Raw genomic sequence first — 13,396 nt, forward strand, 5'->3', positions numbered from 1 at the left:
GCCGGTGGCCCGTGGCCGGGGCGCGAGGCCCCGGGCCGGAGGGGGAGAGGCCGAGTGAGCTCCACCGATGCGGTGCTGCCCGGAGCCGGACTGCCGGGCGTACCGGACGCCGACGTGTCCGAGGCCGTCCGGCGCGGCCCGGTCCGCCGCCTGCTCCACAGCCGGAGCCTGCCCGGCGCCGCCCTGGGCGGACTCTGCCTGGCCTACGCGCTGGGCGCGGCCCTCGGCTGGGGCTCCCGCCAACTCGCGGTTTTCATGGGGGACTTCGGCCTTGCCGCGGCCGCCCTCGCGGCCGCGCTGTCCTGCCTCTCGTACGGCTGCGCGGTCGGCGGCCACGCCCGCCCGGCCTGGCTGCTGTTCGGCCTCTCCTCGCTGATGGTCGCCTTCGGCAACGGCACCTGGGGCTGGTACGAGCTGGTCGAACGCACCGCGCTGCCGCAGGAGTCGCTCGCCGAGTTCGCCTTCCTGCTCTTCGCCCCGCTCGCCATCACCGGCGTGCTGGTCCTCGCCCAGCGCCCGCGCAACGCCGCCGGCTGGCTCTGCCTGCTGCTGGACGGCTGGCTGGTGGCCGGCTCGCTGTTCACCCTCGGCTGGAGCCTCGCGCTCGGCCGGATCGCCGCCGGCGAGGACGGCTCCCCGCTGTGCCTCGCGCTCAACCTGGCCTACCCGGTGCTGGACATCCTGCTGGTCAGCCTGGTGGTCGGGCTGCGCTTCGGCGGCCGGGACGGCAACCGGGCCGCGGTGCACACCGCGATGGTCGGCCTGGCCGTCACGGTGCTCTGCGACGCCCTCTTCACCTCCCCCGAACTGCGCAGCAGCTACCGCTCGGGGGAGCTGCTGGACGCCGGCTGGTTCGCCGGCAGCCTGCTGCTCGCCTGGGCGCCGTGGTCCCCGCGCTGGCGCCGTCCGCTGCGCGAGCACCCCTCGGCCGGCGGCCTGCCGCGCCGCCGGGTCGCCACCACCTTCAGTGCCCTCACCCCGTACGCGGCGGCCGCCGTCTGCACCGCCGGGATCCTCTACAACGCCCTCGGCGGGCGTCCGATGGACCCCGTGGTGGCCGTGGCCGCCTGCACGGTCGGGCTGGCGCTGATCCTGCGGCAGGGCGTCATGCTGCTGGACAACCTCTCGCTCGCCCAGGAGCTCGCCCACAAGGAGGCGCACTTCCGCTCCCTGGTGCAGGGCTCCAGCGACGTCATCATGATCGCCGGTGCCAGCGGCGTGCTCTCCTACGTCTCCCCGGCCGCCCTCGGCGTCTACGGGCGGGACCCGGAGGAACTGGTCGGCGGCAACCTGCTGGACCTCGTCCACCCCGAGGACGTGGACCGGGTGCTGCTGGAGGTGCGCCGCTTCCTGGCCCGCGGCCGGCTGCTGGCGCACCGCTCGCCGGGCTCCGCCGCGGAACCCTCCGCGGCCCGGGTCGAGTGCCGGATCAGCGCCGGCACCGGCGAGTGGCTGCACGTCGAGTCGACCGTCAACCGGTACCGCGACGGCCTGATCCTGAACAGCCGGGACGTCACCGAACGCGTGATACTGCAGGCCCAGTTGCAGCACAACGCCTTCCACGACCCGCTCACCGACCTGCCCAACCGGGCGCTGTTCGCGCAGCGGCTGCGCGGGGCCCTGGCCGCCCGCGGGCAGCTGGGCGCGACGGGCGCCGGGATCGCGGTCCTCTTCCTCGACCTGGACGGCTTCAAGGCGGTCAACGACAGCGCCGGCCACCAGGTCGGCGACGAACTGCTGGTGCAGGCCGCCCGCCGGCTCCAGGGCGCCGTGCGCTGCGGGGACACCGTGGCCCGGTTCGGCGGGGACGAGTTCGCCGCCCTGGTCTGCGGCCCGCTCGGCCGCCTGCAGGTCCAGGAGCTCGCCGAGCGGCTCCGGGTCGCACTCTCCGAGCCGTACTGGATCGGCGGCGCCGAACTGGCCGTCGCGGCCAGCATCGGCATCGCCTTCGGCACCCCCGAGCGCGGCCCGGCCGCCGACCCCAGAGCCGCCGCCGACGAGCTGATGCGCAACGCCGACCTCGCGATGTACCGGGCCAAGTCCGAGGGCAAGGGCCGGGTCGTGCTCTACACCCCGGCCATGCGGGCCGACCTGGAACGCCGGACCGAGCTGGAGGAGCGGCTGCGGGTCGCCGTCCGCGAGGGCGGCTTCACCCTGCTGCACCAGCCCGTGGTGGACCTCTCCACCGGCACCGTCACCGGCGTCGAGGCCCAGGCCCGCTGGCGCTCGGCCCAGGGCCTGCTGCTGACCCCCGCCGAGTTCCTGCGCTCCGCCGAGCACGGCGACGCCGCCACCCGGTTCTCCCGCTGGCTGATCCACGAGGCGGTGACCGCCGCCGCCGTGCGCCGCGGGCTGCCCGCCAGAACCCGATCCGGCCCGGCCCCGGTCCCCGTCTCGGTCCGTCTCTCCGCCGAGCGGCTCTGCTCACCCGGCATGTACGAGGCGGTGGTGGCCGCGCTGCGGGACACCGGGCTGCCGGCCGGCCAGCTGGTGGTCGAGGTGGCCCGGATGGGCTCGGACGGGCTGGCCGACGACCTCGGCCGCCGGCTGGCCGCCCTGCGCCGGCTCGGCGTCTCCACCGCGCTGGCCGGCTTCGGGGCCGGCAGCGGCTCGCTCGGCGCGATGGCCCGGCTGCCCTTCGACGCGCTCAAGCTGGACCGCACGCTGGTCCAGGACCTCGGCGACCCGGGGCTCGGCCGGACGCTGGCCGGGCACGCCCTGCGGCTCGGCCGCGACCTCGGCCTGGTCACCGCCGCCGAGGGGGTGGACCTGCCGCGCCAGGTGGCCGTCCTCCAGGAGCTGGGCTGCCGGCAGGGCCAGGGGTCGGCCTTCGCCCCGCCGCTGGAGGAGTCCCGGCTGCGCCGCGCCCTGGCCCGCCGGGTCTACCCGCTGCCGCGGCCGGTCGGCCCGCTCTCGGCGCGCCGCGGATACCTCCCCGCGGACACCCGTACGAGTGGCCGCGGGGAGTCCACGGCGGGGCGTGTCGTACATCACCACGGAGCCTCCGACCTGCCCGAACACCGTGCCGTGGCAGGTCCGGGGCATGGTCCGCATGGCGAGACTGTCGTCCCACCTGCTTGACAGTCGACCCCGCACGGGAGGAAGGTCGTTGCCATGCGCACCCGAATTCTCGTACTTGGCGGGCGCGTCGGCTGAGCGGGCCATGCCCGACTCGTGAGAGACCGACGCGCCACCCCTCGCATGCCCTTGGCACGAGGGGTTTTTTGTTGCACTGACACTGTTCCACTCCGCAAGACCACTGGCCCCGGCCGCCCGATCCCCTCCCGATTCCGGAGGGAAAAGCGGGACGATTGGGGCAGAGCCGGCGATCGGCCCGACCACGGGACCCCACCCTCGAACCACCGGGGCCCGAAAACCACCCGGGCCGGCAAGAACCGAGAAGAGACAGGCAGATGACTGAGCACGCCGCTTCCCCCCGTCGCGGGGACGCCCCGGCCGCCAACGCTCCCGCTCCCCAGCACGTCGTCGAGACCATGACCGGCGCCCAGTCGCTCATCCGCTCGCTGGAGGCCGTGGGCGCGGACACCGTCTTCGGCATCCCGGGCGGGGCCATCCTTCCCGCGTACGACCCGCTGATGGACTCGACCAAGGTGCGCCACATCCTGGTCCGCCACGAGCAGGGCGCCGGCCACGCCGCCACCGGCTACGCCCAGGCCACCGGCCGGGTCGGCGTCTGCATGGCCACCTCCGGCCCGGGCGCGACCAACCTGGTGACCCCGATCGCCGACGCCTACATGGACTCCGTCCCGCTGGTCGCGATCACCGGCCAGGTCGCCTCCAAGGCGATCGGCACCGACGCCTTCCAGGAGGCGGACATCTGCGGCATCACGATGCCGATCACCAAGCACAACTTCCTGGTCACCGACCCGGCCGAGATCCCCCGGGTGATCTCGGAGGCCTTCCACATCGCCGCCACCGGCCGCCCCGGCCCGGTCCTGGTCGACATCGCCAAGGACGCCCTGCAGGCCACCACCACCTTCCGCTGGCCGGCCGAGACCTCGCTGCCGGGCTACCGCCCGGTCACCAAGCCGCACGCCAAGCAGATCCGCGAGGCCGCGAAGATGCTGGTCAGCGCCAAGCGGCCGGTGCTGTACGTCGGCGGCGGCGTGATCAAGGCCGGCGCCACGGCCGAGCTGCGGATCCTCGCCGAGCTGACCGGCGCCCCCGTGGTCACCACCCTGATGGCGCTCGGCGCCTTCCCCGACAGCCACCCGCAGCACCTGGGCATGCCCGGCATGCACGGCTCCGTCCCGGCGGTCACCGCGCTGCAGAAGTCGGACCTGCTGTTCACCCTCGGCGCCCGCTTCGACGACCGCGTCACCGGCAAGCTGGACAGCTTCGCCCCCGGTGCCAAGGTCGTCCACGCCGACATCGACCCGGCCGAGATCGGCAAGAACCGCCCGGCCGACGTGCCGATCGTCGGTGACGCCCGCGAGGTGCTGGCCGACCTGATCGTCGCCGTCCAGGCCGAGTTCGACGCCGGCCACAAGGGCGACTACGCGGACTGGTGGGTCAAGCTCGACGAGTGGAAGAAGACCTACCCGCTGGGCTACGAGCCGGCCCCGTCCGGCGAGCTCTCCCCGCAGCAGGTCATCGAGCGGATCGGCAAGCTGGTCGGCCCGGACGCGGTCTACGCCGCGGGCGTCGGGCAGCACCAGATGTGGAGCTCGCAGTTCATCCAGTTCGAGAAGCCGGGCACCTGGCTCAACTCGGGCGGCGCGGGCACCATGGGCTACGCCGTCCCGGCCGCGATGGGCGCCAAGGCGGGCCGGCCGGAGGCCGTGGTCTGGGCGATCGACGGCGACGGCTGCTTCCAGATGACCAACCAGGAGCTGGTCACCTGCGCCCTGAACGACATCCCGATCAAGGTCGCGGTCATCAACAACGGCTCGCTGGGCATGGTCCGCCAGTGGCAGACCCTGTTCTACAACCAGCGGTACTCCAACACCGTGCTGCACTCCGGCCCCGGCCACGACGGCATCGAGCCGCCGGCCCAGGGCACCCGGATTCCGGACTTCGTCATGCTCTCCGAGGCGATGGGCTGCGTCGGCCTGCGCTGCGAGCGCCCGGAGGACCTGGACGCCGTGATCGAGCGGGCGATGGAGATCAACGACCGCCCGGTGGTCATCGACTTCATCGTCCACCAGGACGCCATGGTCTGGCCGATGGTCGCGGCCGGCACCAGCAACGACGAGATCCAGTTCGCCAAGGGCGTCCGTCCCGACTTCGGCGACGACACCGACTGACGGCCCCGTATCAACGACGTATCAACGACCGAGGAAACAGAGACACATGTCCAAGCACACCCTCTCCGTCCTGGTCGAGAACAAGCCCGGCGTGCTCGCCCGCATCGCCTCGCTGTTCTCCCGTCGGGGCTTCAACATCGACTCCCTCGCCGTCGGCCCGACGGAGCACCCGGACATCTCCCGGATGACCATCGTGGTCAACGTCGAGGACCTGCCGCTGGAGCAGGTCACGAAGCAGCTCAACAAGCTCGTCAACGTGATAAAGATCGTCGAGCTCGACCAGTCCGCTGCGATCCAGCGGGAACTGGTCCTGGTGAAGGTCCGCGCCGACAACGAGACCCGGTCGCAGATCGTCGAGATCGTCCAGCTGTTCCGCGCCAAGACCGTGGACGTGTCCCCGGACGCCGTGACCATCGAGGCCACCGGCAGTTCGGACAAGCTGGAGGCGATGCTCCGGATGCTGGAGCCGTACGGCATCAAGGAGCTCGTCCAGTCCGGCCTGGTCGCCATCGGGCGCGGCGCCCGGTCCATCACCGACCGGTCACTGCGCGCCCTCGACCGCAGCGCCTGACCCGTCTCACCCCCTGAAGCAACGCCCCACCCCACCGCCGGGTCCACGTACCGTAGGAAATGCAGTACCCGGCAAGACCATCACGCAAGGAGATGTGCCCCCGTGGCCGAGCTGTTCTACGAAGACGACGCCGACCTGTCCATCATCCAGGGCCGCAAGGTCGCGGTCATCGGCTACGGCAGCCAGGGCCACGCCCACGCGCTGTCCCTGCGCGACTCGGGTGCGGACGTCCGGGTCGGCCTGAAGCCGGAGTCCAAGTCGCGTCAGAAGGCCGAGGAGGCCGGTCTGCGCGTCGTCACCCCCGCCGAGGCGGCGGCCGAGGCCGACGTCATCATGATCCTCGTGCCGGACCCGATCCAGGCCGACGTCTACGAGGCCGACATCGCCCCGCACCTGAAGGCCGGCGACGCCCTGTTCTTCGGCCACGGCCTGAACATCCGCTTCGGCTTCATCAAGCCGCCGGCCGACGTCGACGTCTGCATGGTCGCCCCGAAGGGCCCGGGCCACCTGGTCCGCCGCCAGTACGAGGAGGGCCGCGGCGTCCCCGCGATCGTCGCGGTCGAGCAGGACGCCTCCGGCGCCGCGTTCGCGCTGGCGCTGTCCTACGCCAAGGGCCTGGGCGCCACCAAGGCCGGCGTCATCAAGACCACCTTCACCGAGGAGACCGAGACCGACCTGTTCGGCGAGCAGGCCGTCCTCTGCGGTGGCACCGCCGCCCTGGTGAAGGCCGGGTTCGAGACCCTGGTCGAGGCCGGCTACCAGCCGGAGATCGCCTACTTCGAGTGCCTGCACGAGCTGAAGCTCATCGTCGACCTGATGTACGAGGGCGGCCTGGAGAAGATGCGCTGGTCGGTCTCCGAGACCGCCGAGTGGGGCGACTACGTCACCGGCCCGCGCATCATCACCGACGCCACCAAGGCCGAGATGAAGAAGGTCCTCGCCGAGATCCAGGACGGCACCTTCGCCAACACCTGGATCGCCGAGTACAAGGCCGGTCTGCCCAAGTACAACGAGTACAAGAAGGCCGACGAGGACCACCTGCTGGAGACCACCGGCAAGAAGCTCCGCAAGCTGATGAGCTGGGTCAAGGAAGAGGCCTGAGCCTCCGGGCCAACCCGGCCCGCCTGAGGCCCTGTTCGAATCCGTAGGGCCCTTGTACAACTAGGCTGCTCCCGTCCGGGTGATTTCGCCGGACGGGAGCAGCGTGGTACCCGGCCCGTCGATACACTTCCGAGTGCGCGTCAGGCTCACAGCGTCGTGCGTCTACCTACGCGGCATGCCACCTTCCCCCCGGGACCCACGCCACCTTCGTGCCGGGGAGAACCGGACAGTTAAGGACACACTGTCGTGAGCACTGCTTCCACTGTGAAAAATGGCGTCGTTCTGATCGCTGAAGAGCTGTCGCCCGCAACCGTCGACGCCCTCGGCCCCGACTTCGAGATCCGCCACTGCAACGGTGCCGACCGCACCGAGCTGCTGACCGCGATCGCCGACGTGGACGCCATCCTGATCCGCTCCGCCACCAAGGTGGACGCCGAGGCGCTGGCCGCCGCCCGCAAGCTCAAGGTGGTCGCCCGGGCCGGTGTCGGCCTGGACAACGTGGACGTGTCCGCCGCCACCAAGGCCGGCGTCATGGTCGTCAACGCGCCCACCTCCAACATCGTCACCGCCGCCGAGCTCGCCTGCGGCCTGCTGGTCTCGGTCGCCCGCAACATCGCGCCCGCCAACGCCGCGCTCAAGCAGGGCGAGTGGAAGCGCAACAAGTACACCGGCGTCGAGCTGAGCGAGAAGACCCTCGGCGTCGTCGGCCTCGGCCGGATCGGCGTGCTGGTCGCCCAGCGGATGTCCGCCTTCGGCATGAAGATCGTCGCGTACGACCCCTACATCCAGGCCGCCCGCGCCGCCCAGATGGGCGTCAAGCTGGTCTCGCTGGAGGAGCTGCTGGAGGTCTCGGACTTCATCACCGTCCACCTCCCGAAGACCCCGGAGACCATCGGCCTGATCGGCGACGAGGCGCTGCACAAGGTCAAGCCGACCGTCCGCATCGTCAACGCCGCCCGCGGCGGCATCGTGGACGAGGAGGCGCTCGCCAGCGCCCTGCGCGACGGCCGGGTGGCCGGCGCCGGCCTGGACGTCTACGCCAAGGAGCCGTGCACCGACTCCCCGCTGTTCGCCTTCGACAACGTGGTCGCCACCCCGCACCTGGGCGCCTCCACCGACGAGGCGCAGGAGAAGGCCGGCATCGCGGTCGCCAAGTCGGTGCGCCTGGCGCTGGCCGGCGAGCTCGTCCCGGACGCGGTCAACGTCCAGGGCGGCGTGATCGCCGAGGACGTCCGCCCGGGCCTGCCGCTGGCGGAGAAGCTCGGCCGGATCTTCACCGCGCTGGCCGGCGAGGTGGCCGTCCGGCTCGACGTCGAGGTGCGCGGCGAGATCACCCAGCACGACGTCAAGGTGCTCGAACTGTCCGCCCTCAAGGGCGTGTTCGAGGACGTCGTGGCGGAGACGGTGTCCTACGTCAACGCCCCGCTGTTCGCCCAGGAGCGCGGCGTCGAGGTACGCCTGACCACCTCCAGCGAGAGCCCCGAGCACCGCAACGTGATCACCGTCCGCGGCACCCTGGCCGACGGCGGCGAGATCGCCATCTCCGGCACCCTGGCCGGCCCGAAGCAGACCCAGAAGATCGTCGGCGTGGACGCCTTCGACGTGGACGTCGCGCTCACCGACCACATGGCGTTCTTCAAGTACGAGGACCGCCCGGGCGTGGTCGGCGTCCTCGGCCGCCACCTCGGCGACGCGGGCATCAACATCGCGGGCATGCAGGTCGCCCGCGACGGCAGCGGCGCGCTGGCCTCCATCACCGTGGACAGCCAGATCCCGCAGGACGTGCTGTCCGCCATCGCCTCCGAGATCGGCGCCCGCTTCGCCCGTTCGGTCGACCTGGGCGCCTGAGCACGGCCCCGGCAGTAGTTCTCCGGCAGGGCCCGGACCACCGGTCGTACCGGCGGTCCGGGCCCTGCTGCATGCCTCCGGGCGGCTCCCGTCTCAGATAGTAGGAAATCCAAGTATTCGTGCAGACACGGCAGGCCCCTGGTCGTACCGTGGAAGAGCCATACGGTGTGCCGCCCCTGTAGCCAGGGCGTGCGGCCCGTGTGCGCCCGTACGCCAAGGGCAGGCGATCCCCGCCCGGCGTCCGCTCCCGCCGTCACGCCCATCGCGACGTGCTCCGTGCGGTACCCCCGTTCCTCACCCTCTGCACGCCCTGCGCCGGTGCCCCGGCGCATCCGATCCAAGGAGCCCGGTATGCCCCCCACCGCAGACCGTCACGCCACTCCCGCGCCCGCCGCCACCCCCACCCGCACCCCGCGCCGCCGCCGCGCGACCGAGCGGAGCCCCTTCGCGGCCGCCGCCCTGCAGCGCTCGCTGGACCGCCGCGACAACGGCGGCGTGACCGGCCACCTCTGAGCCCCGGTCGGCCGGGCGGCGTCCACCGGTCGGCGGTGTTCCCCCGCCCGGCGGCGTTCATCTGCCGAATGGGCCGGACGGATTGAGTGTCCGTCACCCGCGGGAGTGCTTGTGGCGCCCGTTGGAGGGACGTTGCTCGCACTCGTCGGCGCGGTCTCCTATAAGTGGGGCCCCGGAGGGGTGATCGACGTCCGCGCGGGCGGGCGTCAGCGACACGGCGTGCGGATCAGTCCCCCTTGCCGGGGGAGAGGGCCCAGTGCGTCAGCCACCCGTCCGTCGTCCGATCGCCCGGATCGGACTCATCCTCGGTCTGCTGACCGGGCCCGCGCTGCTCGGCGCGGTCCCGGCGGCCGGCAGCCCGCCGGCGGTCCCGCCCGACCGTCCGGCCTCCGTCCTGCTGGAGCTCACCACCGAGGCCGCCGGACCGGCCTGGCGGCGGGCGGCCGCCGAGGCACGGCGGGCCCAGCGCCCCCCGGAGACCGTCCGCCGGGAGGCCGCCCGGGCCGGGGGCGGGCAGCGGGCCCGGGCCTCCGACGCGCTCGACCGGCTGGCCGCCGCCGTCCACGGCGCGGCGCCCACGGCCCGCGAGCTCTACCGCACCCGCACCCTGCTCACCGGCCTCGCCGTCACCGTGCCCGCCGACCGGCTGCCCGCGCTGCGCGCGCTGCCCGGTGTCCGGGCCGTCCACCTGGTCGTCCGCAAGCAGCGGGACAACGCGTACTCCGTCCCGCTGACCGGCGCACCCGGGGTCTGGGCCGGCAGCTCGGCGGACGCCGGCGGCACCACCGGGCAGGGCGTCCGGATCGGGATCATCGACAGCGGCATCGACTACACCCACGCCGACTTCGGCGGTCCCGGCACCGAGGAGGCGTACCGGTCGGTCGACGGCGCCAAGCCGGCCCCCGCCGGGCTCTACCCCACCGCCAAGGTGGTGGGCGGCCGCGACCTGGTCGGTGACGACTACAACCCGGACCCGTCCGCCCCGGGCTACCAGCCCGACCCGCACCCCGACGACAACCCGATCGACTGCGCGCTGAACGGCCACGGCACGCACGTCGCCGGCACCGCCGCCGGGCTCGGCGTCACCACCGACGGGCAGCCGTACCGCGGGCCCTACCGGCCCGGCCTGGACCCGGCGGGCTTCAAGGTCGGCCCCGGCGCCGCGCCCGGCGCCCAGCTCTACGCCATCCGGGTGTTCGGCTGCGACGGCGCCACCGACCAGCTCGCCCAGGCCCTCGACGTCGCCGCCGACCCGGACGGCGACGGCGACCTCGGCGACCGGCTCGACGTCGTCAACCTCTCGCTCGGCAGCCGCTTCGGCTCCCCCGACGACGCCGACGCCGTCGCCGTCGACCGGCTCTCCGCCCTGGGCACCGTGGTGGTCGCCGCGGCCGGCAACGAGGGCGACGTCTACGGCATCGGGGGCAGCCCCGGCACCGCCGCCCGGGCCCTCGCCGTCGCCGCCTCGGTCGACCCGCACAGCGACGCCGACGGCATCACCGTGCTCGCCCCCGAGCCGCTGGCCGGCACCGTCCCGGCCCACTGGAGCGGCCGCTACCAGGACTGGTCCACCGCCGACGTGACCGGTCGGCTGGCCCTGCCCGCCGACCAGTCCGACGGCTGCGCCGCCTTCACCGAGGCCGACCGGCAGCGGCTCACCGGCCGGATCGCCGTCCTGGCGTGGAGCACCCGCGAGTCCGAACGCGCCTGCGGCTCCGGGCCGCGCGCCGACCACGCCGCCGACGCCGGCGCCGTCGGGGTCCTGCTCGCCGCCGACGACGACCACCTCGCCGAGATCGCCGGCAACGACCGCATCCCGGCCGCCCTGCTCGCCCACGCCGACGGCGAACGGCTGCGTCAGGGCGCGGCCGCCGGCCCGGTCGACGTCCGGCTCGCCGCGCCCGGCAACCCGCTGCACGGCGTCGTCCCCCAGGACCAGCCGCAACGCACCGACACCCTCACCGACTTCACCTCGCGCGGCATCGGGGTCCCCGGGGTCGTCAAGCCCGACCTGGCCGCGCCGGGCGAGACCATCTGGTCCGCCAAGGCCGGCAGCGGCAGCGGGGGCCAGCGCGAGGACGGCACCTCGATGGCCACCCCGCTGGTAGCCGGGCTGGCCGCCCTGGTCCGCGCCGCCCACCCCGACTGGACGGTGGAGCAGCTCAAGGCCGCGCTGATGAACACCGCCGGGGACACCTGGCTCGGCGACGGCGGCACCGGCCCGGTCTACGGCCCCGAACGCACCGGCGCGGGCCGGGCCCGGGTCGACGCCGCCGTCCGCACCCCCGCCGTGGCCTACGCGGCCGGTGAAGGCGCGGTCGAGGGCAGCGTCGGCGTTTCCTTCGGCCCGGTCGCGGTCGGCGGGCCGTTCACCGCCACCCGCGAGGTCGAGGTCCGCAACCTCTCCGGCACGGCCGTCACCTACCGCACCGGCTACGCGGCCGCCACCGAGCTCCCCGGCGCCCGCTACGAGATCGCGCCCGGCCGGGTCGAGGTGCCGGCCGGCGGCACCGCCCGGGTCCGGGTCACCCTGGCCGTCCCCGGACAGCTCGGCCGCACCCCCGACCCGACCATCGCCACCCTCCAGGGCGGCAAGGCCCGCAGCTACCGGGGCGAGCTCTCCGGCCGGCTGCTGCTCACCCCCGAGTCGGACCAGGAGCTGCCCGTGCTGCGGGTCCCGGTGCTGGCCGCCCCGCGGCCCGCCTCCGACCTCACCGGGGCCGCGCCGATCCGGCTCGGCCGCTCCGAGGCGCTGGTCACCCTCGTCGGCACCCCCGCGCCGGCCGGACAGCCCGGACTGCTCAGCGCCTTCGCGCTCGGCGGCGAGGGGGCCCGCTGGCCCGACTGCCCGCCGGACAGCGGCGCGGCGGTCGGCCCCGGCGCGGGCATCGTCCCCGAGGACAGCACCGAGGCGCAGGCCCCGCAGGACGTCTGCGTCGAACGCCCCGGCGACCGGGCCGCCAACCTGCGGGCGGTCGGCGCCGCCTCGGACGCCCCGGCCGTCGCCGAAGGGCAGGGCATGCTCTACCTCGCCGCCCAGGTCTGGGCCCCCGCCGCCACCCCGGTCGGCGTCTTCGGCGTCCGGGCCTCGCTGGACACCGACGGGGACGGCACCACGGACGTCCTGGTCAAGGCGGACCGGCAGCGCGGCAGCGACGTCCTGGTGGCCCGCACCCTGGACGCCCGGACCGGCGCCGAACTGGACGTCCAGCCGCTCAACGCCCGCTGGGGCGACACCGACACCGCGCTGCTGGACAGCGACGTCCTGGTGCTCCCGGTCCGGATCGCCGCCCTCCCGGGCGTGCAGGCGGGCCGCAGCACCGTCCGCTACGGCCTCTGGACCGGCGCCGCGACCACGGGCAAGCCCGACCCGGCCGAGGCCTTCTCGGCGGTCGGCCTGCGCGGCGTCCGGCCCACCCTCGCCGTCGACGTCCTGAACCCCGCCGTGGACGTCCGCACCGGCCCGGGCGGCCCCGCCGCGATGGCCGCCGCCCTCCCGCCGGGCACCGTCCTCGACGTCCACCGGGCCGACGCCGGCACGTCCCGGCTGCTGCTCCTGCACCACTTCAACCGCGACGACCGACGGGGCCAGATCCTCACCCTGCCCTGACGCCCCGGCCCGCACCCGAGGAGCCGCCGCCCCGGCCAGGGGCGGCGGCTCCGTGCCGTTCCCGCCGCGCGGGTCGTCACCGGGACTCCCGCTCCTGCGGCGGGGCCGCCTCCGCGGCGGTGCGGCGGAGGCGGCCGAGGACGGCGGCGAGCGTGGTCACGGCGGCCGAGGCGAGCGCCAGGGTGAGGCCCTCGGCGAGGCCGGGCGGGCGGAAGGAGCACGCGATCCGGCCCGCGCCGGCGCCGAGCGGCACCCCGATCATGCCCAGCACGGACCGCGGCGCCGCGGCCGTCCCGTCACCGGCCGAGCAGGTCCAGCCGGTGGTGGCCGGGACGGACAGCAGGGCCGTCCCGGTGCTGCCCGCCGGCAGGTCGGCGGTGAGGGTGTGCCCGCCGACGCCGGTCCGGGATGATCGCCACCCGCCCAGACTGCCATGGATCCGGTCCGTGTTTCACGTGAAACATTCGCCGGGAAACGGTGAACGGG

The 13,396-nt window shown here is 74.1% G+C and carries 8 protein-coding genes; 7 read left to right on the forward strand and 1 reads right to left on the reverse strand.

Annotation, left to right across the window (positions count from 1 at the left end; translation table 11 throughout):
- The first annotated feature begins 150 nt into the window (after positions 1-150).
- The 7 genes from ABZ885_RS06395 (at position 151) to ABZ885_RS06425 (ending at position 12,910) form a co-directional block, all read left to right on the forward strand.
- Entirely contained in the window at positions 151-3,081 is a 2,931-nt protein-coding gene (locus tag ABZ885_RS06395; protein WP_360184003.1) for an EAL domain-containing protein, read from the forward strand.
- A 332-nt stretch (positions 3,082-3,413) separates the two neighbouring features.
- Positions 3,414-5,267, forward strand: a complete 1,854-nt coding sequence (locus ABZ885_RS06400; RefSeq protein ID WP_360183989.1) for an acetolactate synthase large subunit — start codon at positions 3,414-3,416, stop codon at positions 5,265-5,267.
- Positions 5,268-5,313: 46 nt separating this feature from the next.
- Positions 5,314-5,838 (forward strand): acetolactate synthase small subunit, encoded by a 525-nt coding sequence (gene ilvN / locus ABZ885_RS06405; RefSeq protein ID WP_360183991.1) that lies wholly within the window; start codon positions 5,314-5,316, stop codon positions 5,836-5,838.
- 102 nt (positions 5,839-5,940) lie between these two features.
- The gene (ilvC, locus tag ABZ885_RS06410) at positions 5,941-6,939 is read left to right on the forward strand and encodes a ketol-acid reductoisomerase (RefSeq protein WP_360183993.1); all 999 of its coding nucleotides are present in this window, start codon (positions 5,941-5,943) and stop codon (positions 6,937-6,939) included.
- A 264-nt stretch (positions 6,940-7,203) separates the two neighbouring features.
- The gene (gene serA / locus ABZ885_RS06415) at positions 7,204-8,787 is read left to right on the forward strand and encodes a phosphoglycerate dehydrogenase (protein WP_360184005.1); all 1,584 of its coding nucleotides are present in this window, start codon (positions 7,204-7,206) and stop codon (positions 8,785-8,787) included.
- 351 nt (positions 8,788-9,138) lie between these two features.
- Positions 9,139-9,300 (forward strand): hypothetical protein, encoded by a 162-nt coding sequence (locus ABZ885_RS06420; RefSeq protein WP_360183995.1) that lies wholly within the window; start codon positions 9,139-9,141, stop codon positions 9,298-9,300.
- 256 nt (positions 9,301-9,556) lie between these two features.
- Complete coding sequence (locus ABZ885_RS06425) at positions 9,557-12,910, forward strand: S8 family serine peptidase (RefSeq protein WP_360183997.1); 3,354 nt, start codon at positions 9,557-9,559, stop codon at positions 12,908-12,910.
- Between the two features lie 76 nt (positions 12,911-12,986).
- Here ABZ885_RS06425 and ABZ885_RS06430 read toward each other — a convergent pair whose 3' ends face one another.
- Positions 12,987-13,172, reverse strand: a complete 186-nt coding sequence (locus tag ABZ885_RS06430; protein ID WP_360183999.1) for a hypothetical protein — start codon at positions 13,170-13,172, stop codon at positions 12,987-12,989.
- Positions 13,173-13,396: the final 224 nt, after the last annotated feature.

The sequence above is a fragment of the Kitasatospora sp. NPDC047058 genome (assembly GCF_040643935.1).
GTDB lineage: Bacteria > Actinomycetota > Actinomycetes > Streptomycetales > Streptomycetaceae > Kitasatospora.